This window comes from Rhizobium sp. Leaf311 (assembly GCF_001423445.1).
GTDB lineage: Bacteria > Pseudomonadota > Alphaproteobacteria > Rhizobiales > Rhizobiaceae > Agrobacterium.
The window spans coordinates 231,338-253,568 of sequence record NZ_LMNZ01000020.1; the positions used below are offsets into that span (position 1 = coordinate 231,338).

The window sequence follows — 22,231 nt, forward strand, 5'->3', positions numbered from 1 at the left end:
ATGTTGAACTGAAGAGCAAGGAGACTCTGGTGACAATTATCCGTTCGGTTGATGATCTGAAGGCGATTTATGGCTCTGGCTCGGAGGCCTCCAACCTCAAGGTAACGCCTTTCCTGACGCCCGAATATCGCAGGATGATCGAAGCGGCGCCTTTCGTGGCGCTGGCAACCGTTGGGCCGGAAGGTGCCGATTGTTCACCGCGCGGTGACAAGGGTGGCGTCGTGCGGGTTGAGGATGAAAGGACAATTTTGCTGCCGGACTGGCGCGGCAATAACCGGGTCGATTCCCTGATCAACATCGTGCGCGACCCGCGTGTTGCCCTGATGTTTCTGGTGCCCGGATCGAACACCACGATGAGGATCAATGGAAAGGCGGTCGTTTCCATCGCTCCCGAGCTTTTGCAAAGCTTCGAGATGGATGGAAAGCATCCCCGCACGGTCATCGTGATTACCGTAGACGAGGTTTACTTCCAATGCGCGCGGGCATTGATGCGCTCAGAACTCTGGAACCCGGATAATTTCGTGGATCCGGCTTCGCTGCCCACTCCGGGGGCGATGCTCAAAGCCGCAAAGCAGGATTTCGACAAGGACACCTATGACCGCGAATGGCCCGCACGTGCGGTGAGTACCTTGTGGTGAGCAATCGCCCGGTACCCTGCTGACGTCATCACTGCTTGTAGATCAGCCAGCTTTTTCCGGTGTAGTTCTTTTGCATACCGTCTTCGAAGAATACGGTTCGGTTACGTCCAGTTTCCTTTGCGTGGTACATGGCGGTATCTGCAAGCGCGTACAGCTCTCCGGCGTTCTGTGCCTGTGATGCAAGCGCGTAGCCGATGGATATCGTCACCTGACCGTAATCAACGCCAGACTTGGAGTTGCGGAAAGGCGTCCTTTCGAGCGATGTACGGATGCGCTCGCACATGACGTGAATCTCGTCCTGGGTATTGTTTTCGAGAACGATGGCGAATTCCTCGCCGCCGCTTCGGGCGACGAAGACATCCTTGCGCACGTTTGATTTGATGACCGACGCCACACTTGCAAGGATCTTGTCGCCGACAGGATGTCCGAACGTATCATTGATGCGCTTGAAGTTGTCGACGTCCAACAACACCAGAGACGTCATGTGAAGTCCTATGCTGACGTCATAGATGGAGGACAGCTTGTCGTCGAAGGCCCTGCGGTTGGAAAGTCTGGTGAGTGAATCGGTGTTGGCGATGCGCTTGTATTCGTCGAGTTCGAGGCGAACCTGTTGCATTTCTTCCGCGTGGCGGTCGAAGTCTTTGGAGGCGCTCTCGTTTTCGGCGATCTTGTTGGTCGTCGCCTCCACCAGCATCGAGATGGCGGTACGAAGCAAATGGGTGCTCGTATGGTTCTTGTCGGCGATACCGGCGCGGGTCTCATCCAGAATACGGTTGTAGTTTTCCAGACATGTCTGCTCGTTCTGCAGAACCATGAGCACCGTGCTCAATTCCGAATGGAGCCGGTCCCGCGCAGCCTCGATCAACTGGATATGCGTGTAGTCGAAGTAGCGAGCGCTCAGCTCGTCCAGCTCCTCCTGCGTTGCTCTACCGCCAAGTGCGGCCAGATCACGCGTAAGCGCAGGATTGGAGCCGATATAGGCCTCGTAAAAGAGATTGTAGTTTCGGGGAATGGGCACGACCCCCATATTGCGCATCGCAAACAATATTTGCGCCGCAATATCCGTACCCGGCGCCTTGGGTATTGATGTCGGACTCATCAAGTCACTCCCGAAAAAACAGATTTGGTATCTTGCTACCTGATCCTACAAATTCAGTAAAAATCTTACCTGACGGAATAATTTTTTTATTTTGTAAAAGAGATAGCCCAGTACATTTCCCCCCGTGCTTTAGTGCTGTTTTTATTTAGAATCGACTAAAGCAGGAAACTGCGCCTCCATAGCACTTCGTGGGTAAGTTTGTAGAGGTAAATTCTTATATTTAAAAAAATTCCGTAGTATTTCTTTCCCTTTTTACGAGAAAGATCATGCCGGCCGGTTCTGATTTTAGGCCGTGGCGGGAGATGGCACATTCATGCCATCTCCGCAACCATTAGTTATCTAGGGCCGATCATATTTTCCGGGCGGACATACTGATCGAACTCTTCATTGGTCAGGTATCCACCGCCAACCGCTTCGTCGCGCAGGGTCGTGCCGTTCTTGTGCGCCGTCTTTGCGATCTTTGCGCAGGCGTCGTAGCCCAGCTTGCTGTTGAGCGCGGTGACCAGCATGAGCGAGTTTTCGACGCCCTTCTTGATATTGTCTTCGCGCGCTTCGATGCCGACCACGCAGTTGTCTGTGAAGGACACGGCTGCATCACCCAGAAGTTGCACGGACTGGAGGAAGTTATACGCCATCATCGGGTTGTAGACGTTCAGTTCGAAATGACCCTGGCTTCCGGCGAAGGTGATCGCCGCCTGGTTTCCGAAAATATGGGCGCAAACCTGCGTCAGTGCTTCCGACTGCGTGGGGTTGACCTTGCCCGGCATGATGGACGAACCGGGCTCATTTTCCGGCAGGGCAAGTTCACCGAGGCCAGCGCGCGGGCCAGAGCCCAGGAAGCGGATGTCATTGGCGATCTTGAAGAGTGCTGCGGCTGCTGCGTTGATGGCGCCATGCGCAAACACCATGGAGTCGTGTGCAGCCAGCGCTTCGAACTTGTTCGGCGCGGTGACGAAGGGCAGGCCGGTGATCTTGGCGATCTCTTCTGCCACCTGTTCTGCAAAGCCGATCGGCGCGTTGAGGCCGGTACCGACTGCGGTGCCGCCCTGCGCCAGTTCGCACAGACCCGGCAATGTCATTTCGATGCGCTTGATGGAAGAGGCAACCTGAGCAGCGTAACCTGAGAATTCCTGGCCGAGCGTCAGCGGTGTTGCATCCTGCGTGTGGGTGCGGCCGATCTTGATGATATGCGCAAAGGCCTTCGCCTTGGCATCCAGCGCCTGGTGGAGATGCTTGAGGCCGGGAAGAAGGTGGTGGACGATCTGTTCGGCGCAGGCGATATGCATGGCCGTCGGGTAGGTGTCGTTGGACGACTGGCTCATATTGACGTGATCATTCGGGTGGACGGGCTTCTTGGAGCCCATCTTGCCGCCGAGCATTTCGATTGCGCGGTTGGAGATCACTTCGTTGGCGTTCATGTTGGACTGTGTGCCGGAACCCGTCTGCCATACGACGAGGGGGAAGTGGTCGTCGAGCTTGCCGTCGATGACTTCCTGTGCAGCCTTGATGATGGTTTCACCGATCTGGCTGTCGAGCCCGGCCAGCGCCATATTGGTGCGGGCGGCTGCCTGCTTGACGATGCCCAACGCACGGACGACCGATGCGGGCTGTTTTTCCCAGCCGATCTTGAAGTTTCCGAGCGAGCGTTGTGCCTGAGCGCCCCAGTAACGGTCGCTTGCAACTTCAATCGGGCCAAATGTATCGGTTTCGGTGCGTGTGGCTGTCATCAGTCCTGCCTCTCCTGTGTGTCCTCCGGCAAGCCGGCGTCCCCGCCAGCCTTGCGCGCGCCGACATATAAAGCCATCCCGCAGCCATGGAAAGCCTGTCGAGCGGGCTATCGCCATATTTCGCAAGAGTTTCGGAGCGTCGATGCCTGTTTTCGAAAAACGATCCTAGTGGCTTTTGCGCCACGCGCGAAAATGGCTGTGAAAAGCGGGTCTTTACGTGATCGTTGTCAAAAACTTGTTCTGTCAATATTAGGAATTTAAAGAGAAATTTAACTATTCTCGCCAAACGTGGAGCTCATGCCAAAACGATTTCTGTCGTGATGGAAACCCATGTCTGGCACCCTATTGGACTTCGTGCGTTTCTTCCCAAAAGAAGACCAATCAGCTAGACAGACACAGACCCTTTATATGCGCCTCGATGAATGATGGCGCGGACGCGGCGAGGACCAAATTGCATATTACATCAGGAAAAACGTCGGCAGCATGGATACTGGCTCTCGGTCTTTCCGTCTCTGTTGGTGCGCCGGGCACGGCTGGCGCGGTGACGCTCATGGACCTTCTGCGTGGCGGCCCAGGCAAGGTCGAGCGTGAGCGTCAGGACCGGGGCTTCCCGGGTGTGACCCAGCAGGGCAATGCCGCCGCCGCTGCGCGTGATGTCGACCCGGAGCCGCTGCCGCGCGTTTCAGGCCCTCGCTATTACACCTACAAGACGGACGCTACCCGCGCTGTCGATACCTCCAAATTCTCCTCCGGTCTTTCCGGCGTGAAGATGTCCGCCACGCCTGACGTCGCCAAGGCGCTGGAGGCTTATTACAATGCCGGTGGCCAGCCGATCTGGGTTTCGAATGGCGATCTGAACGAGCGCGCCAGCGCTGTTCTCGCCTTCTTTGAGACCGTTGGTGACAGCGGGCTGAATCCTGCCGATTACAGCATCTCCGCACCGTCTCAGGATGTGACTGCCAGCATTTCGTCCGAGCCGCAGGCCCAGGTGCAAAATGCAGCACTTGCGCAAGAGCAGAACATTCCGCCAGCCATGATGCAGTTCGAACTGGCTCTTTCGGCCAAGGTGCTTGCCTATGTGCAGGATACCGCCCGTGGCCGTGTCGATCCGAACAAGCTTTCCGGCTACCACGATTTCAAGCGCAAGACCGTCAATCTCGCGCCGGTGCTCAAACTCGCCAGCATGAGTCCGGATGTTGCCGCCTACCTGCGCAGCCGTGAGCCTTCCAACCCAGAATATCAGGCGCTGAAGGCCGAACTGGCAAAGCTGCGCAACGAAGACAAGGATACCGGCAACAAGCCTGTCGTTCCCGGCGATCTGGTGCTGAAGCCGGGTGAGAACAATGTGGAGATGGCAACGGTCGTCAAGGCGATCGAGCACCGCTCTTCCACCGGATTGAAGACTGACCATGCGGCGACGCTTGCTGGATATCAGCAGACATCGGAATACACGCCTGAGCTGGTCGATCTTGTGAAAGCGTTCCAGAGCGAGAACGGCCTGAAGGCTGACGGCGTTATCGGCCGGGCAACCGTGCGGGCAATGACCGGCGACAGCAACGAAGCCAAGATTGCCAAGCTGGAAGTGGCAATGGAGCAGGTGCGCTGGCTGCCAGCCGATCTGGGCGACCGTTTCGTCTTCATCAATCAGCCCGCTTTCATGGCCTACTACCATAATGAGGGCAAAGAAGACTTCGGCATGAAGGTTGTCATCGGCTCCAAGGCCAACCAGACATACTTCTTCCAGGATGAAATCCAGACCGTTGAATTCAACCCCTACTGGGGCGTGCCGCAGTCCATCATCATCAACGAGATGCTGCCGAAGCTGCGCAACGATCCTTCCTATCTGGATCGTCTGGGATATGAGGTTTCGGTCAATGGCCGTCCGGTTTCGTCGTCCAGCGTCAACTGGTATGGCTCCACGCAGTCGGTATCGGTACGTCAGCCACCAAGCAGTGACAATGCGCTCGGTGACCTGAAGATCCTGTTCCCGAATGCCCACGCGATCTACATGCACGATACGCCTGCCAAGAGCTTCTTCAACCGCGACATGCGCGCGTTGAGCCATGGCTGCATTCGTCTGGTCGATCCACGGCGCATGGCCGCCGCGGTGCTTGGCACAAGCCTTGATAACGTCAACAAGCAGATTGCCGCTGGCGAGAACCGCGCCGTGCAAGTGCCAGCCAAGATTCCGGTCTATGTGGCCTACTTCACCGCCTGGCCGGACAAGGACGGGAAGGTCCAGTATTTCGATGACGTCTATGACCGCGACAGCTATGTCGTAAAGGCCTTCGACGCAACGACGAAGGCGCGGGCCTCTTCCATCTGACGCACGTCAACACATCTCAAAAGCGCCTTCACGGGCGCTTTTTCTTTATCAGGGGCGGGCAATGCAGGACATTCAGGCGGTCATCGATTCCATCTATGAGGTGATGCAGCCCAGGCTGGGTGAGGGCAAGGTTGCCGACTATATTCCCGAACTTGCCAAGGTTGATCCGAAGCAGTTCGGCATTGCCGTTACCACCGTGGAAGGCGACACCTTCGTGGCTGGCAACGCGCAGACACCCTTTTCCATCCAGAGTATTTCCAAGGTTTTCATGCTGACGCTGGCGCTTGGCAAGACCGGCGAAAATGTCTGGAAGCGTGTTGGGCGCGAGCCTTCCGGTTCTGCCTTCAACTCCATCGTCCAGCTTGAGCGCGAATCCGGTATCCCGCGAAACCCTTTCGTCAATGCTGGTGCCATCGTGGTCACGGATATGGTTCTGGCAGGCCACCAGCCGCGCGAGGCGATTGGTGAGTTGCTGCGCTTCATCCGTTATCTTGCCGATGATGAAACCATTTCAATCGACGACACGGTAGCAAAGTCCGAGCAGGCGACGGGCTATAGAAATCTTGCGCTGGCCAACTTCATGCGCAGCTTCGGCAATCTGCACCATCCGGTGGAACACACGCTGGGTGTCTATTTCCACCAATGCGCCATATCCATGAACTGCGTTCAGCTGGCGCGGGCAGGGCTGTTTCTCGCCAGTCGCGGGCGCAATCCTATAACGGGACATTCGGTCGTTTCCGAGCGACGGGCACGACGCATCAATGCCCTGATGCTGACCTGTGGCCATTACGATGGCTCCGGCGATTTCGCCTATCACGTCGGTCTGCCGGGCAAGAGCGGCGTGGGCGGCGGCATTCTGGTGGTGGCGCCGGGCAAGGCTTCCATCGCCGTCTGGTCTCCGGGGTTGAACGAGGTGGGCAACTCGGCGCTGGGGTCCGAAGCGCTGGAAATGCTGGCCAACGAAATGGGCTGGTCGGTATTCGGGGCTTGATCTTGAGGGCATATGAGGGCATTCCCTCAGGCTGAAACGCCGATACGCGTTCTGGAACGAGCGAGACCACCCATGAACATTGCCGCAGATATCGATGACATGCCTGATGGCGTCGAGCCCGAGGAGCAGGGTGGCGCGCATCCGCTGTTTGCCAATGCGCCGCGTTCCGTGTCGTTCAACAAGCTGCGCAAACGGCTGCTGCGCAATGTGCGTCAGGCCTTTGACGATTTCGACATGTTGAAGGGCCAGAAGCGCTGGCTTGTGGGACTTTCGGGCGGCAAGGACAGCTACGGACTTCTCGCGCTGCTGCTGGACCTCAAATGGCGCGGGTTGCTGCCTGTCGAACTCATTGCCTGCAATCTTGACCAGGGCCAGCCGAACTTTCCCAAGCATATCCTGCCGGATTATCTGACCAAGATCGGCGTGCCGCACCGGATCGAGTATCGCGATACCTATTCCATCGTGAAGGAAAAGGTGCCGCAGGGCGGGACCTATTGTTCGCTCTGTTCGCGGCTTAGGCGGGGCAATCTCTACCGCATCGCCCGCGAAGAGGGCTGCGATGCGCTGGTTCTCGGCCATCACCGCGAGGATATTCTTGAAACATTCTTCATGAACTTCTTCCACGGGGGCAGGCTGGCCGCAATGCCACCAAAGCTTTTGAATGACGAGGGCGACCTGATGCTGCTGCGTCCGCTGGCCTATTGCGCAGAAGACGACATGGCGAAATTTGCTGCGTCCATGGAGTTCCCGATCATCCCCTGCGATCTCTGCGGCTCGCAGGACGGCCTGCAGCGTAACGCGATGAAGGACATGCTGGCTGATATCGAGCGCCGGATGCCGGGTCGCAAGGACGTGATGTTGCGCGCCATGGCGCATGTCAATCCGTCGCATTTGCTCGACACCAAGCTTTTCGATTTCTCAGGCCTGACTGTCACCGATCCGTCACGCTAGGGGATTAGGTCGTGAAGCTCATGTCCCACCTTTTCAAAGAACCCCTTGATGACCCTTTCCGATACCGATCTTGATTTCCTCGTCGCAACGGTTGCCGAGGCCGGCGAAACCGAAATTCTTCCGCGTTTCAGAAACCTCAGCGCATCCGACATCGCCGAAAAGACCTCCGTCGTGGATCTTGTGACAGAGGCGGATATCCAGGCGGAAAAGCGGATCACAGCTGCTTTGCTCTCGCGTTTTCCGAAAGCGCATATTGTTGGCGAAGAGAGCTATGATGCCGACAAGTCGGTCATCCCCGCTCTGACCACCGCGGAACTGGCCTTTGTGATCGACCCCATCGATGGAACATTCAACTATGCCTCCGGTTTTCCTGCTTTTGGCACGCTGCTTGCGGTAACGGTCAAGGGTGAGACGGTCGCGGGCATCATTCATGATCCGGTCATGGGCGACACCATTCTTTCCGGCAAGGGCGCGGGCGCGGTGTTGAAGCGCAAGAGCGGAAGCGAAGCGAAGCTGCGTGTGGCAGATGCCGTCAATCTCTCGCAGATGGTGGGCGTCTTTTCCTGGGGGCACAGTTTCGAGGAGCGCCGCCCTGTCATTGCCGCAAATATGACCAAGGCCAAGATGGCGCTGTCGCTGAATTGCTCGGCACATGAATACTGGCTGGTCTCAGCGGGCAAGCTGCATTTCATCGGCCATGAGAAACTCATGCCGTGGGATCACCTTGCTGGCGTGCTGACCCATCAGGAAGCGGGCGGATTTACGGCAAAATTCGATGGTACGCCCTACCGTCCCGGCGACCTGACCGGCGGAATTCTGTCCGCTCCCGACAAGGAGAGCTGGAAAATGCTCCGCCGTGAAATCGTCGGCCTTTGATTTTGACATACAGGAAGGAATACCCATGAGCGTGGAAATCGACATCGCATCTCTTGCCAATGCCCTGCAGGAGGCAGCAGCCGTGGAGATTCTTCCGAGATTTCGCAATCTCGGCGAGGGCGATGTGCGCGTGAAGACCGAGGCGATCGATCTTGTCACCGAGGCGGACGAAGCGGCGGAGCGGTTGATCCGCGCCCGCGTTGCAGAATTTATGCCGGACGCCCTGTTTGTGGGGGAGGAAGCGGTCGCCGCAGACCCTTCGCTTCTGGAAAAGATCGGTGATGCCGATCTCGCTGTCATCGTGGATCCCATCGACGGCACCTTCAATTTTGCCTCCGGCCTGCCGCTGTTCGGCGTGATGCTGAGCGTGGTCTCCAAGGGCGAGACCGTTGCCGGACTGATCTACGATCCCATGGGCAATGACTGGGTGATTGCTGAAAAGGGCTCCGGCGCATGGATGTGCAGCGCCGATGGCTCCCAGACGCAGATGAATGTCGTGCCAGCGCCAGAACTTTCACAGATGGTCGGCATCGCCAATACCGGCTATTTCGAGGGCGATATACGTCGCCGTCTGCTCAACAATCTGGCCGATGTGCGTCTGTTTACCAGCTATCGATGTGCTGCGCATGAATACCGCATCTTCTGCGGCGGCCACATGCACTTCCTGATGTATAACAAGCTGATGCCTTGGGATCACCTTGCGGGAACGCTGATTTCGCAGGAAGCGGGTGCCTATGCCGCCCGTTTCGACGGCTCGCCTTATCTTCCGCACCATACGAGCGGCGGTCTTCTGCTGACGCCGGATCAGGAAACCTGGGAACTGCTGCGCGAGAAGATCTTCACGGTCTGAGCGGCCGCCTTGCAGGCATAAAAAAAGGGCGCGGATGCTATCATCCGCGCCCTTCCTGTTTGTGACGAGGATCAATGAGTCGGCTTGTTCTGCGGCTGGAAAAGCACGCCCTTTTCACCGATCAGCACGAAGATGAGGCCAAGGACAGACACGACGCAGAAGCCTGCAACCATGGGCAGGGCCGTGCCGTTGAACGCCTGGCCGATGACCGCGCCGATCAACGAGCCGCCAATGGTGCTCATGAAGCCGATGACGGAGGACGCCGTACCGGCAACGTGGCCAAGCGGCTCCATGGCCAGCGAGTTGAAGTTGGAGCCAATCAGGCCGAACTGGAACATCGACAGCGCAAACATGGCAATGAACAGCACGAATGGCATGGGCTGCGGACCGAAGATCTGTGCCATGAGCCAGATGAAGGTGATCGCGATGAACAGTAGGAGTGAGCCGTGGGACAGCTTTCTCATGCCGAAGCGACCGACAAGCCGGGAGTTGAGGAAGGACGATGCGGCCATGAAGATGGCCACGCCGGCGAAGGCCGCGGCAAACCATGCGCCGAGATCGTAGATGCCCTTATAGACCTGTTCGGCAGAATTGATGAAGCCGAACAGGGCGCCGAAGATGATCGTGCTGGCGATGGTGTAGCACAGCGCCACCCGGTTGGTCAGAACGATCTTGAAGCCCTGGAGGACAGAGGCCAGCGTGAGCGGACGAACGTCTTTTTCGTGCAGCGTTTCCGGCAGACGCACATACATCCAGACCGTAACGACAGCGGCGATTGCTGCCATGAAACCGAAAATCAGGTGCCAGTCCCCGAAGAAGAGCACGATCTGTCCTGTACCGGGCGCGATGACCGGGACGACCATGAAGACCATCATGATCAACGACATGACTTCGGCCATCTGCCTGCCGCCGTAAATGTCACGAACGATCGAAATCGTGATGACGCGCGTCGCAGCCGACCCGATGCCCTGAATGAACCGCAGGATGAGCAGCCCCGCGAAGGACGGAACGAAAACCACGGCGATTGAAGATAGAATGTAGATGGCGAGGCCGAACAGCATTGGCTTGCGGCGACCGAACCGGTCAGCGATGGGCCCGTAAAAGAGCTGCGCTACGCCAAAGCCGATAAGATAGGCCGAAACCACATACTGGCGGTGATTTTCATTATCAACGCCGAGCGCCGCCCCGATCTCCTGCAGGCCGGGAAGCATGATGTCGATTGCCAGAGCGTTCAACGCCATCAGCGCTGCCGCGAGGCCAATAAATTCCGTACGCCCCATGGCAACTTTTGGGGTCGACTCTGTTTGTGAAGGATTTGTCACAGGCTTGGTCCTGAAAGAACGGCAAAGGCGTTGCTTGGGGCAACGCCTGTACAAGTTTTAGAAAAGTAGGGGGGCCGGTTTCCCGGCCGAAATCATGCCGCGCCGCGGACGCTGATACCCTGTTCCTGAAGTTGTTCCTGAAGTTCGCCGGACTGGAACATCTCTCTGATGATGTCGCAGCCGCCGAGAAATTCACCCTTGATGTAGAGCTGTGGAATGGTTGGCCAGTTGGAGTAGTCCTTGATACCCTGGCGCAGATCAGCATCCGCAAGAACGTTTACGCCCTTGTATTCGACGCCGAGGTAATCAAGAATCTGGACGACCTGACCGGAGAAACCACATTGTGGGAATTGGGGGGTGCCCTTCATGAAGAGAACGATATCGTTGCCCTTCACTTCGCCGTCGATCATATCGTGAATGCCGCTCATGGCCATTTCCTTTCACATGCGGTTCAAGGCCGCTGCTTCGTTTGTCCTTAGATAACATGGTGGCGCGTGATTTCCAGCCATGATTGGCAAAAAATCAAGGCAGTGGCGACATGTTGTTCCCGAGGCATTGTGTGAAAGACGCATATGAGCGGCCGGGAAAGCCGCTTAGGCGAAGGCCATGTCACCACATGGTGTATCCGCCATAAAAAATGGCCCGAAACTTTCGTTTCGAGCCACACGAGGATTTTTCAAATCCTAGAATACAGCGAGATATTTCAGCAGCGAAATGATACCGATGATGATCACGATGACCTGTGCGATCTGCTTGGCGCTGCCGCCGACGGGCAGGCGGTTGATCAGCCACAGAATAAGTACGATGACCAGAAATGTAATCAGAATGCTAACGAGTGTCCCAGTAACCATATGTCCCAGCTCCTATTTCAAATCTATAACGGTTGATCACCGTTCCGTGAGTAAAACCGAAAGCCGGGAATTTGGTTCCATTGTGCAAAATGTAATTTTTGCAATTTCTAAATTTAGGAGTTGGTGTGGTCGAGGCAAGGGTGAAAAAGCGCGCCACGGGCGCAACCGCGATACTGGGGCGCAATGGGCATCCGACCATCGAGACGCCAACCGGCGGGTCTCTTGCCGTCGTCACTGCCGCGTCCGAGCCGGGCTTCAACCCGCTCGATCTTCTCTACTCCTCACTGGCCGCCTGTCTCGTGCTCAGCGCCCGGATTGCCGCAAGCCAGATGGGTGTGCTCCACCGGTTTCACAGTGTCGAGGCGCGGGTGTCGGGTGAAAAATCGGAAGGTGAGCCCGCACGTATCACGCGCTTTGAGATGCAGCTGACGATATCGGGCGATTTCGATGATGGGGTCCGACAGGAGATCGCCCACAGGGCCGAGGAAATCTGCACGGTCAGCAACACATTGCGCGGCAATGCGGATTTCAATCTGACTGTCAAATAGTCAGGCCCGCGCCTTGTCCCATTTGCGTATGAGACGGTCGCGCTTCAGTCTGGACAGACGCTTCAGCCAGAAGATGCCATCCAGCTGATCGACCTCGTGCTGGATGCATATGGCGTGGAAGCCGTTGGCGTCCTCTTCGTGCCACTGGCCGGTGATATCCTGAAAGCGCAGGTGCACCGAAGCGGGTCGTTCCACCTCTTCGGTGAAGCCCGGCATGGATACGCTGCCTTCCATATGCCGCATGGTCTGCCCCGACACATCGAGAAGCTGCGGATTGACATAGGTTCCGACATCGCCCGGTGTCAGTTCCAGCACGAAGATGCGCTTGAGGATACCAATATGGGCGGCGGTGATGCCGACGCCGGGCGCGGCCCGCATCGTTTCCAGGAGATCATCGGCAAGCTGCGCGAGGGCAGCGTCGAATTCCGTGACTGGCTCGCACGGCGATGCGAGCGCCGGATGTGGATATGTCACGATAGAACGAAGTGCCATGGGGCGTTCCATTTATTCCATTTGGCTATGGGCAGCATCTTCAAGCGACGGTTTCAGGAGAACGTTCGAGGCTGCGAGCGCCAGCGCCGACGCTTCATCGGTTAGTTTGACCCATGTGCGCTGCGTGCGGGCATCCCGTTTCTCTGTTGTCATCATCCGACCGTCAAGAGCATTGATTTCGCGCAGGACAAGGGCGTGGGCGATGCCGAGTTTGTTGGCGAGGCTGCGACTGTCGCTGCCGACGCCCAGATGTACGGCCGCAATCAATGCGGCCCCGGTTGCATCGAGAGCAACCGGGGCCGTCTGGCTGATCCGGTCCGCCACGGCCAGAAAGCGCGCGGCGGGATCATCGTCACGCATCAGGCAGCCTCTGCGTCTTTGCGCAGGCGAACCGACACGAGAACGGACTTGGACGTTGGCGTGAAGCTGCCTTCGCCATAGCTGTGCAGCGGAACGAGAACGTTGAGTTCCGGATAGTAGCCGCCGACGCTTCCTTCCGGAATGTTATAGGGCACGAGACGGAAGTTCTCGGCAATGCGCTCTATGCCATCGCCATATTCACCGATGACATCGACGCGTTGCTTGGCGTGGGCGCCCAGCGCTTCCATGTCCTTGGGGTTCATGAAGATGACCTGCCGCTCGCCATAGACACCGCGGTAGCGGTCATCCATGCCGTAAATGGTGGTGTTGTACTGGTCGTGGCTGCGGAAAGTTTGCAGAACGAAAACGCCTTCCTTGCCGAGTGCTTCCTGATGTTCCGTCTTCTCCGGCAGCGGGCCGGTGAAGAAGGTTGCCTTCTTGGCTGGCGTGTTCCACTCACGCTCGGCTGCGGCATTGCGCAGGTGGAAGCCGCGCGGCACGCGCACACGCTCGTTGAAGTCCTGGAAGCCGGGCAGAACACGCGAGATCATATCGCGGATGAGGTCGTAATCGTCGGCGAGCTTGGCCCACTGGACACGCTCATTGCCAAGCGTCGCTTCGGCCATGCCGGCGATAATGGCGACTTCCGAGCGCAGTTCCGGCGAGGCGGGTTCGTTGATACCACCGGAGCCGTGAACCATGCTCATGGAGTCCTCGACCGTTACGATCTGCGACTTGCCCTGCGAGTTACGGTCGATTTCCGTGCGGCCAAGGCAGGGCAGGATGAAGGAGACTTCACCCGGCACCAGATGCGAGTGGTTGAGCTTGGTGGCGATGTTGACCGTCAGCTTCTGCTTTTCGAATGCCTTGATGATAAGCGGGCTATCAGGCGTGGCGCGCAGGAAATTGCCGCCGAGCGCGATGAATGCCTGCGCCTTGCCATCCAGCATGGCGCTGATGGCTTCCACGGTGTTGTGGCCCCGGTTGCGGGGCATCGGCACGCCGAGTTCCTTTTCCAGCGCATCGAGCAGGGCAGGCGGGGCCTTTTCATCGATGCCGACCGTGCGGTCACCCTGCACGTTGGAATGGCCGCGCACGGGGCAGAGGCCAGCGCCGGGACGTCCGATATTGCCGCGCAGCAGCATGAAGTTGGTGATTTCACGGATCGTGATGACCGAGTGCTTGTGCTGCGTCACGCCCATCGCCCAGGTGGTGATGACGGCGTTGGACGCCATGTAGATGGAAGCGGCTTCCTCGATCTGCTCGCGGGTCAGACCCGACTGGTCGAGAATGGTTTCCCAGCTGGTTGCCTCCACGGCGGCGCGATAGGCCTCGAACTCCACCGCATGTTCGGCGAGGAAGTCGTAATCGATAATGGCAGGCTTGCCAGCAGCACGCGCGGCATCGTCAGCCGCAAAGACTGCCTTGCTCATGCCGCGCACGGCAGCCATGTCGCCGCCCTGGCGCGGCTGGTAATAATTGGTGGCAATCTTGGTGTTGCCGCCGGTGATCATTTCCAGCTTGTCCTGCGGGTCGGTAAAACGCTCCAGGCCCTTTTCGCGGATCGGGTTGAAGACAGCGATGCGCGCACCGCGAATGGCGGCGCGGCGAAGATCGCCCAACATGCGCGGGTGGTTGGTGCCGGGGTTCTGGCCGATGACGAAAATCGCATCCGCCTTTTCGAAATCTTCCAGCAGAACCGTGCCCTTGCCGACGCCGACGGAGGCCTTCAGGCCAACGCCGCTGGCTTCATGGCACATGTTGGAACAGTCGGGGAAATTGTTGGTGCCGTAGAGACGCACCATCAATTGATAGAGGAACGCAGCTTCGTTGGAGGCGCGGCCGGACGTGTAGAACTCGGCACGATCAGGGCTGTCGAGGCTCCTCAAAACGCGACCGATTTCATTGAAGGCATCGTCCCAGGATACGGGCAGATATTTATCGGTCGCACGGTCGTAGCGCAGCGGATCGGTCAGGCGACCCTGCTTTTCCAGATCGTAATCCGACCATGTCCGCAATTGCGAGACCTTATGGCTGGCGAAGAAATCCGGTGGCACGCGTGCTTCCGTCGCTTCCCAGGCAACTGCCTTGACGCCGTTTTCGCAGAATTCGAAGGACGAGCCGTGCTCCGGGTCACCCCAGGCGCAACCGGGGCAATCGAAACCATCGGGTTGATTTGCCTTAAGCAGGGTCCGTGCGCCGGAAATGGGCGCGCCCGATTCCAGAAGGCGCTTTCCCACGCTCTTGAGTGCGCCCCAACCGCCTGCTGCGGAGGAGGCCTTGCCGATGAAATCCATCTTGCCCATTTGACAGGTCTCTTTCTGATCTTGTTCTTGTCGTGCTGCTCGCTTGCGGTGCCATCCGCAGCGATTGTTGGCGCAGCTCTTTGCTTCAGATTCCTGTATAACTGCCATATGTCAACTTGTAACTTTACGATGGCATCCGCATCGCGTTCAATTCGCTGAGACTGTTTCATGACAGGTTAACGTCAGGCTCAGCCAGAAAGCGAAGCAGAGATAGGAATTTGCAACTTCTTTTGTCCTATCCTGTTGTTGACATTGTGCTTTTAAAAGCCATTCTCCTGCGCTTTCGCATAGCACCGCACTCAGCCGGAAAAGGGACGCAAGTTGACACAGACCGACGACCATCATTCCGTGCGCGAAGATGCCAAAAGGCCGGAAATCATGGCCGACATCTATGCCGAGGACGGTTCGATCAGGTCTGATTTCCTGGCGATGGTCGGTGCTGCAATCGCCGATCGGGATGTGCTTTTCCTGCGTCAGAATGTGGCAAGGCTGCACGAATCGGAGCTGGGCGATCTGCTTGAATCGATCCTGCCGGAACAGCGCCACTCCATGGTGCGGCTGCTGGGCTCAGACTTCGACATGACCGCGCTGACCGAGGTGGATGAAGCGATCCGCCTCGATATCGTCGAGCAGATGCCGAATGACCAGATTGCCGCCGGTATCGGCGAAATGGATTCGGATGACGCCGTCTACATTCTTGAAGACCTAGACCGGGAAGACCGCGAAGACATTCTCTCGCAAATGCCGTTTACGGAGCGGGTGCGGCTGTTGCGCGCGCTGGATTATCCGGAAAGCTCGGCTGGACGCCGTATGCAGACGGAGTTTGTCGCCGTCCCGCCGTTCTGGACGGTGGGCCAGACAATCGACTACATGCGCGAAGAGGAGGAACTGCCGGAATCGTTTTCGCAGATTTTCGTCGTTGATCCCACCTTCAAGCTGGTGGGTGCCATGGATCTCGACCGGCTGCTGCGCTCCAAGCGGCAGGTGAAGGTCGAATCGATCATGCACGAAACCAACCATCCGATTGCCGCCGAGATGGACCAGGAAGAGGCGGCGCAGCTGTTCGAGCAGTACGACCTTCTGTCCGCTGCCGTGGTGGACGATAATGGCCGGCTCGTCGGCGTGTTGACCATCGATGACGTCGTTGACGTCATTCAGGAAGAGGCGGAAGAAGACCTTCTGCGCCTTGGCGGCGTGGGCGATGAAGAACTTTCCGACACCATCGCTGTAACGTCGCGTTCACGCGTGCCCTGGCTGGCGGTCAATCTGATTACTGCCTTCATGGCAGCCTCGGTCATCGGTCTTTTCGATGCGACGATCGAGCAGATCGTGGCGCTGGCCGTTCTCATGCCGATTGTCGCGGGCATGGGCGGCAATGCGGGGTCTCAGACCATGACCGTTTCGGTGCGGGCGCTTGCGACCAAAAATCTGGACATTCACAACGCGGCCAGAATCATTCGCCGTGAGGCGGGCGTCGGTTTGCTCAATGGTGCCCTGTTCGGCTGTGCCATCGGTATCATTGCGGGCCTGTGGTTCAAGGATGTCAATCTGGGCGGGATCATTGCCACCGCCATGCTGATCAACATGTTCGCCGCTGCCATCGCCGGTATCATTATTCCGCTGCTGCTGGACAAGTTTGGAGCAGACCCTGCGGTTTCCTCCGCCGTCTTCGTGACCGCCGTTACCGACATTGTCGGCTTCTTTTCCTTCCTCGGCCTTGCGACATGGTGGTTCGGCGTTCCCATCTGATCTCGGCAAAATTGACTTTTACGTGAAGGTCAATCATAGTGAGATCAATGAGGGAGAGTTTTGAGGCGGCCTTCGCTTCTCATTCTATCCTGTTGTTTGAGCTGCGAATGTTCCGGAACCTGTCTGTCGTTTCCGGTTCGATGCTCCAGAATCGGATGAAGCCTTGAATAAGTATTATAGCATAACGGAACTGACGCGTGAATTCGGGGTCTCCACTCGCACTCTTCGCTTTTATGAGGACGAGGGGTTGATCCACCCGGAGCGGCGCGGGCGGACCAGACTGTTCCGTATGGCTGATCGCAGGCTTATTCAGGAAATCCTGCGCGGACGCCGCATTGGCTTCACCATTGCTGAAATCCGCGAGATCATTCAGGTCTACAAGGAGCCGCCGGGCGAGTCCGGGCAGTTGGAGCTCCTGATGAAAAAGGTGGACGAAAAGCGCGCAGATCTGCGCCAGAAGCGCAAGGATATCGAGGAAACCCTTGCCGAACTCGACAATGTCGAGGAAGCCTGCCTGACGCGTCTGGCCGAAATCGGCGTCGGGACGTAAGCCTTACTGAAGCGACGCCGAGCATTGGGCGGCGATCTCGCCGATCCGTGACTGCTGTTGCGCCGCAAGTGCGTTTGCCATCATGGGGTCGAACAGGTTTTCGGCCTGCAGCGTTTCCAGCGTGCAACCACAGAAAGCCTGGCATAACTCGACACCGTTCTGCTGTTGAATGCAGCTTGCCTCACAGCTCTTCTTGTAGGCTTCCACCTGGTCTATCGGTGGAGGCGGCGCGATGAGCGTTGCCAGATAGACGATGCCGATCAGGATCGGCTGGTGCACCAGATAGAACAACAGGCTGTGACGACCGAAAAGTGCGAGGACATTGCCCCTGCCGCTCGGCTTGCGGAACCGGTCCAGCCAGCCGCGAGGCGTGACGAATTGCGATGTTGCCAGTCCAAGCAGGAAGGGCGCTAGAAACGGCAGCACCGGAACATAATCATTGGAGCGCGGCGGCACCGTCGAGAGCCCGATCCACGACAGCCAGACGGGATTGAAGGCGTCCGAACTCAGATATTGCGGGGCTATGAGGGCAAGCGCCGCGCAGCCCAGCGTGATGAAAAAGGGCAGACGCAGGAATAAAAGCCCGATCAGGCTCGCGGCGGCGATGTTGTGGAGAATCCCGAAGAAGATCCAGCCATCCGGCACGGCAAAATAGGTGGCGACCGATATCAGAAGCGCAGCGCCCGCGACCATTGCGAAACGCTTGCCGAAGGACGGCCAGTTGATGCCGCGGCGATGGGCGAGGTAGAGGCTGAAACCGGCAAGAAACAGGAATGAGCTGGCGATGGCACGGGCGTAGATTCGCCACCAGCCCTGCGTGGCCGTACCCGGTTCGAGATAGGCGAACATCTCCAGATCCCAGGTGAAATGATAGCTGGCCATGGCCAGAAGGGCGATGCCCCGCAGCGTGTCCAGTGCGCCGATCCGGCCTTTTGGCTGTGTCATCGTCGCGTTTGCCGACACGTCACTCATTCATCCGTCCTTTGCAACGGTTACTTTTCGCTGCCAGCGCTTCGCCCTTCAACTGCGGCGATTTCATGGCCGTTACTGGTTGTCCATGATGGCGCGGCGGGCTTCGGAGAAAAACTGCCTGCGCAGCAGGGCAACGGTTATGATGACCGTGGAGGCAATGAAGACATAGGGGCTTATGAACCAGCCGAGATAACCGATCGATAGAAATATGGTGCGCAGGCCATCATTGAAGTTTTTGGCGGCGATGATGTTCATGCGGATGACGTTTTCTGCCGCGCGTTCCGCTGCCTCCCTGTCTGCATTTGTCTCATGCAGCATCGGCATCGCACCGAAGAGGATGGTGCAATAGTTAAACAGTCGGTAGGACCAGCCGAACTTGAAAAAGGCATAGCCAAACAGGCAGGTCAGGCCGATGACCTTCATTTCGAAGGCGGTGCGGCCAGCATAATGCACGAAGGGCATGTCGCGGAACACCGATTCGACCTGATCGGTAGCACCCAGCAAGGCAAAGCATCCGCCAATGGCGAAAATGGAGGTGGAGGCAAAGAATGCCGTGCCGTTCTGAAGTCCCGCCATGATCTGCGTGTCGATCATCTTCAGATCGCGCGTCAGCGAATTATAGATCCATTTGCGACGGCGTTCAGCCATGGCCTGATTGAGACTGGTGCGGGAGAAGGGCCGGCGCTTGGTGGTGATGTGCGTGTAGGATGACCAGAGCACCACGAACACGACAAGTGCTACATAATCGATGGTCGTCATGGTGTCAGATTACCTTTGGTCACATGCATTTCGAATCTCGGTGCCTGCCAATATTGATGCGATTTCGATCTATGGCAATCTTGCCGAAAAATTCCATCTCTCAGGCAAATTTATTATGTGTGCTAACGATCCGGTAACAATGTACCGCTATGACTATGCCTGCACGCCGGATTGGTTTTGCGTACCGGTGTTGCCATTGCCTTTTTCAAGTTGAAAAGGCTACCAAAGCCGCGTTTGTACCTTGTGCAGCGCGGTTTTTGCTTGGGCGGAAATTGACAATCGGCCTGTCCGTATCTACCTTCAGTCATACGATCCGGCGCTTTTCTATCGAATGCGTTTGTCGACATGCCTGCATGGTGCGGGCGGGTAAACGAGGCCGATAGACAACCGAACCAGAACGGCATGATTGACCGGGAGAACGCCTCCATATCTACGAATCGTTCTCTTTTCATGCTGGGTTCTGCAAGGCTTGCGACGCATATCGCATTGGCGGCCGGATCGTTCTTACCTTACCTTTGTGATCATCCTCATGTCTGATGTTTCTCGCGCCGTTCTTGTGCTGGGCGGAGCACGCTCCGGCAAGTCGGCCTTTGCCGAACGCCTTGTTCTCTCGGGCGAGGGGCGGGCGCATTACATCGCCACCGGTCGCGCCTGGGACGAAGAGATGCGGGATCGAATCTCGCAGCATCGCGAAAGGCGTGGCGAACTCTGGACGACGCATGAAGAGCCGCTGGCACTGACCGCACTTCTGAGCCAGCTCGACTCGCCTGAAAACGTCATTCTTGTCGATTGCCTGACATTATGGGTCACCAATCTCATGATGGAAGAGGGTGCCGATATCGATGCGGCTTACTCAGCGCTTGCGCAACACGCGGCCTCTGCCCGTGCGAAAATCGTGTTTGTTTCCAATGAAGTCGGGCTCGGCATCGTGCCGGATAACCGGATGGCGCGGCAGTTCCGCGATCTTGCCGGGCGGCTTCACCAGGACATCGCCGCCATGTCTGCGCAGGTATATTTTATCGCTGCAGGTCTACCCCTCAAAATGAAGGGGTAATCCGGGTCTTCCCGTCCCGGGATTCAGCTTCGGAAGCGCCTCCCGCCTGACTTGATATGGATCAAGGCTGCTTGCCCCTTGCGGTGGCAAAGCTGCAAACGACGCGAAAGCACGTTTGCCGCCTTCAGAGTGGTTCGTCCAGCCGCGTCGTATCTGCGATGACGTTGGGGGAAACCAACAATGAACTCTGTTTTAGGAATAGCGATGGTGGCCGTGGGGGCCTTCCTCGCCTTGCTCGGGGCGGCCTTCGCTCACGACAATCTTTTCGCCGCCCATATGTGGGTGCTGTTTTTCGTGCTTCTCGTGGGCACGGTCCTGATGCTGCGCCGCGTGTCCTTCGCTCCCGCCAAGGCCGTTTCGAAAGAGCAGCTGCAATCTGAATATTTCGACGAAGTGGTGCGTTACGGCGTCATCGCCACGGTGTTCTGGGGAGTCGTGGGCTTCCTGGTCGGCGTTGTCGTTGCGCTGCAACTGGCCTTTCCCGACCTCAATATCGAGCCCTGGCTCAATTTTGGTCGCGTCCGTCCGCTCCATACCTCTGCCGTTATCTTCGCCTTCGGCGGAAATGCGCTCATCGCGACGTCCTTTTACGTCGTTCAGCGCACATCCCGCGCGCGTCTCTTCGGCGGCGATCTGGGCTGGTTCGTGTTCTGGGGATACAATCTGTTCATCGTGATGGCCGCAACCGGCTATCTGCTGGGGATCACCCAGGGCAAGGAATATGCCGAACCCGAATGGTATGTCGATATCTGGCTCACCATCGTCTGGGTGGCGTATCTGCTGACCTTCCTCGGCACGATCCTGAAGCGCAAGGAACCCCATATCTATGTGGCGAACTGGTTCTATCTGGGCTTCATCGTTACCATCGCGATGCTGCATATCGTCAACAACCTGGCGGTTCCGGTTTCATTCCTTGGCGTCAAGAGCTATTCGGCCTTCTCCGGCGTGCAGGATGCATTGACGCAATGGTGGTACGGCCACAATGCCGTCGGCTTCTTCCTGACCGCTGGCTTCCTTGGAATGATGTACTACTTCATTCCCAAGCAGGTGAACCGTCCGGTCTTTTCCTACCGTCTGTCGATCATCCACTTCTGGGCCCTGATCTTCATGTATATCTGGGCAGGTCCTCACCACCTCCACTACACGGCTTTGCCTGACTGGGCGCAGACGCTGGGCATGGTGTTCTCGATCATGTTGTGGATGCCTTCCTGGGGCGGCATGATCAACGGACTGATGACGCTTTCGGGCGCATGGGACAAGATCCGCACCGACCCGATCGTTCGCATGATGGTGATGGCTGTTGCCTTCTACGGCATGGCGACCTTCGAAGGTCCGATGATGTCGATCAAGGCGGTCAATTCGCTCAGCCACTATACTGATTGGACCATTGGACACGTTCATTCCGGCGCACTTGGCTGGAATGGCATGATCACCTTCGGTGCCATCTATTATCTCACACCAAAGCTCTGGGGCCGCGAGCGTCTCTACAGCATGGCGATGGTCAACTGGCACTTCTGGCTGGCGACACTCGGCATCGTCGTCTACGCCGCCGTCATGTGGGTTGCAGGCATCCAGCAGGGGCTGATGTGGCGCGAATATGATGCTCAGGGCTTCCTGGTCTACTCGTTCGCCGAAACCGTGGCTGCACTCTTCCCATACTACGTGTTGCGTGCGGTGGGCGGTGCCCTGTTCCTCTCTGGCGCACTGATCATGGCCTACAACGTCACGATGACAATTCTCGGCTACCAGCGCGACGAAGCGGGCTTCAAGGCGGCAACACCCAAGCTGCAGCCTGCAGAATAAGGAGTTT

The 22,231-nt window shown here is 57.5% G+C and carries 21 protein-coding genes; 11 read left to right on the forward strand and 10 right to left on the reverse strand.

Annotated features, from left to right (window positions below):
* Window positions 1–29: 29 nt before the first annotated feature.
* Complete coding sequence (locus ASF69_RS17920; RefSeq protein ID WP_062589561.1) at window positions 30–638, forward strand: pyridoxamine 5'-phosphate oxidase family protein; 609 nt, start codon at window positions 30–32, stop codon at window positions 636–638.
* Window positions 639–666: 28 nt separating this feature from the next.
* Here the strand turns inward: ASF69_RS17920 and ASF69_RS17925 are convergent, their stop codons facing one another.
* Window positions 667–1,737, reverse strand: a complete 1,071-nt coding sequence (locus ASF69_RS17925; protein ID WP_062589563.1) for a GGDEF domain-containing protein — start codon at window positions 1,735–1,737, stop codon at window positions 667–669.
* Between the two features lie 335 nt (window positions 1,738–2,072).
* Entirely contained in the window at window positions 2,073–3,464 is a 1,392-nt protein-coding gene (fumC, locus tag ASF69_RS17930) for a class II fumarate hydratase (protein WP_062589564.1), read from the reverse strand.
* Between the two features lie 418 nt (window positions 3,465–3,882).
* On the opposite strand from fumC, the gene ASF69_RS17935 reads away from it, so the two are divergent.
* The 5 genes from ASF69_RS17935 (at window position 3,883) to ASF69_RS17955 (ending at window position 9,458) form a co-directional block, all read left to right on the forward strand.
* The gene (locus ASF69_RS17935; RefSeq protein WP_156462109.1) at window positions 3,883–5,790 is read left to right on the forward strand and encodes a murein L,D-transpeptidase; all 1,908 of its coding nucleotides are present in this window, start codon (window positions 3,883–3,885) and stop codon (window positions 5,788–5,790) included.
* 61 nt (window positions 5,791–5,851) lie between these two features.
* Window positions 5,852–6,781, forward strand: coding sequence for a glutaminase (locus ASF69_RS17940; protein ID WP_062589565.1), 930 nt, complete (start codon window positions 5,852–5,854; stop codon window positions 6,779–6,781).
* Between the two features lie 72 nt (window positions 6,782–6,853).
* Window positions 6,854–7,732, forward strand: a complete 879-nt coding sequence (ttcA, locus tag ASF69_RS17945) for a tRNA 2-thiocytidine(32) synthetase TtcA (protein WP_062589566.1) — start codon at window positions 6,854–6,856, stop codon at window positions 7,730–7,732.
* 48 nt (window positions 7,733–7,780) lie between these two features.
* Window positions 7,781–8,608: an inositol monophosphatase gene (locus ASF69_RS17950; RefSeq protein WP_062589567.1), complete on the forward strand. Its 828-nt coding sequence runs from the start codon at window positions 7,781–7,783 to the stop codon at window positions 8,606–8,608.
* A gap of 25 nt (window positions 8,609–8,633) precedes the next feature.
* Window positions 8,634–9,458: an inositol monophosphatase family protein gene (locus ASF69_RS17955; RefSeq protein WP_062589568.1), complete on the forward strand. Its 825-nt coding sequence runs from the start codon at window positions 8,634–8,636 to the stop codon at window positions 9,456–9,458.
* A 71-nt stretch (window positions 9,459–9,529) separates the two neighbouring features.
* Here ASF69_RS17955 and ASF69_RS17960 read toward each other — a convergent pair whose 3' ends face one another.
* The 3 genes from ASF69_RS17960 to ASF69_RS23410 form a co-directional block, all read right to left on the reverse strand.
* Complete coding sequence (locus ASF69_RS17960) at window positions 9,530–10,738, reverse strand: multidrug effflux MFS transporter (protein ID WP_062589569.1); 1,209 nt, start codon at window positions 10,736–10,738, stop codon at window positions 9,530–9,532.
* A gap of 134 nt (window positions 10,739–10,872) precedes the next feature.
* Window positions 10,873–11,208, reverse strand: coding sequence for a Grx4 family monothiol glutaredoxin (gene grxD, locus ASF69_RS17965; RefSeq protein ID WP_062589886.1), 336 nt, complete (start codon window positions 11,206–11,208; stop codon window positions 10,873–10,875).
* Window positions 11,209–11,463: 255 nt separating this feature from the next.
* Window positions 11,464–11,631, reverse strand: coding sequence for a Thivi_2564 family membrane protein (locus tag ASF69_RS23410; protein WP_042619558.1), 168 nt, complete (start codon window positions 11,629–11,631; stop codon window positions 11,464–11,466).
* Window positions 11,632–11,756: 125 nt separating this feature from the next.
* Between ASF69_RS23410 and ASF69_RS17970 the strand changes: the two genes are divergently transcribed.
* Entirely contained in the window at window positions 11,757–12,179 is a 423-nt protein-coding gene (locus ASF69_RS17970) for an OsmC family protein (RefSeq protein WP_062589570.1), read from the forward strand.
* On the opposite strand, the gene ASF69_RS17975 is transcribed toward ASF69_RS17970, so the two are convergent.
* Genes ASF69_RS17975 through ASF69_RS17985 form a run of 3 tightly spaced genes read right to left on the reverse strand, consistent with a single transcriptional unit; the run spans window position 12,180 to window position 15,337 of the window.
* Window positions 12,180–12,671, reverse strand: coding sequence for a peptide deformylase (locus tag ASF69_RS17975; protein WP_062589887.1), 492 nt, complete (start codon window positions 12,669–12,671; stop codon window positions 12,180–12,182).
* A gap of 12 nt (window positions 12,672–12,683) precedes the next feature.
* Window positions 12,684–13,031 (reverse strand): hypothetical protein, encoded by a 348-nt coding sequence (locus ASF69_RS17980; RefSeq protein WP_062589571.1) that lies wholly within the window; start codon window positions 13,029–13,031, stop codon window positions 12,684–12,686.
* The gene (locus ASF69_RS17985) at window positions 13,031–15,337 is read right to left on the reverse strand and encodes an FdhF/YdeP family oxidoreductase (RefSeq protein WP_062589572.1); all 2,307 of its coding nucleotides are present in this window, start codon (window positions 15,335–15,337) and stop codon (window positions 13,031–13,033) included. Before ASF69_RS17985 ends, ASF69_RS17980 begins: the two co-directional genes overlap by 1 nt.
* 378 nt (window positions 15,338–15,715) lie before the next feature.
* Between ASF69_RS17985 and mgtE the strand changes: the two genes are divergently transcribed.
* A complete protein-coding gene (gene mgtE / locus ASF69_RS17990) occupies window positions 15,716–17,086 on the forward strand; it encodes a magnesium transporter (protein ID WP_062589888.1) in 1,371 nt (456 codons plus the stop codon).
* 163 nt (window positions 17,087–17,249) lie between these two features.
* Complete coding sequence (locus ASF69_RS17995) at window positions 17,250–17,636, forward strand: MerR family DNA-binding transcriptional regulator (RefSeq protein ID WP_062589573.1); 387 nt, start codon at window positions 17,250–17,252, stop codon at window positions 17,634–17,636.
* Window positions 17,637–17,639: 3 nt separating this feature from the next.
* Here the strand turns inward: ASF69_RS17995 and ASF69_RS18000 are convergent, their stop codons facing one another.
* Both ASF69_RS18000 and ASF69_RS18005 read right to left on the reverse strand, forming a co-directional pair.
* On the reverse strand, window positions 17,640–18,608 hold the full coding sequence (locus tag ASF69_RS18000; protein WP_062589574.1) for a DUF1624 domain-containing protein: 969 nt from the start codon (window positions 18,606–18,608) through the stop codon (window positions 17,640–17,642).
* A 72-nt stretch (window positions 18,609–18,680) separates the two neighbouring features.
* The gene (locus ASF69_RS18005) at window positions 18,681–19,367 is read right to left on the reverse strand and encodes a DUF599 domain-containing protein (RefSeq protein ID WP_062589575.1); all 687 of its coding nucleotides are present in this window, start codon (window positions 19,365–19,367) and stop codon (window positions 18,681–18,683) included.
* 529 nt (window positions 19,368–19,896) lie between these two features.
* Between ASF69_RS18005 and cobU the strand changes: the two genes are divergently transcribed.
* Window positions 19,897–20,421, forward strand: a complete 525-nt coding sequence (gene cobU / locus ASF69_RS18015) for a bifunctional adenosylcobinamide kinase/adenosylcobinamide-phosphate guanylyltransferase (RefSeq protein ID WP_062589577.1) — start codon at window positions 19,897–19,899, stop codon at window positions 20,419–20,421.
* Between the two features lie 180 nt (window positions 20,422–20,601).
* The gene (ccoN, locus tag ASF69_RS18020) at window positions 20,602–22,224 is read left to right on the forward strand and encodes a cytochrome-c oxidase, cbb3-type subunit I (protein ID WP_062589578.1); all 1,623 of its coding nucleotides are present in this window, start codon (window positions 20,602–20,604) and stop codon (window positions 22,222–22,224) included.
* Window positions 22,225–22,231: the final 7 nt, after the last annotated feature.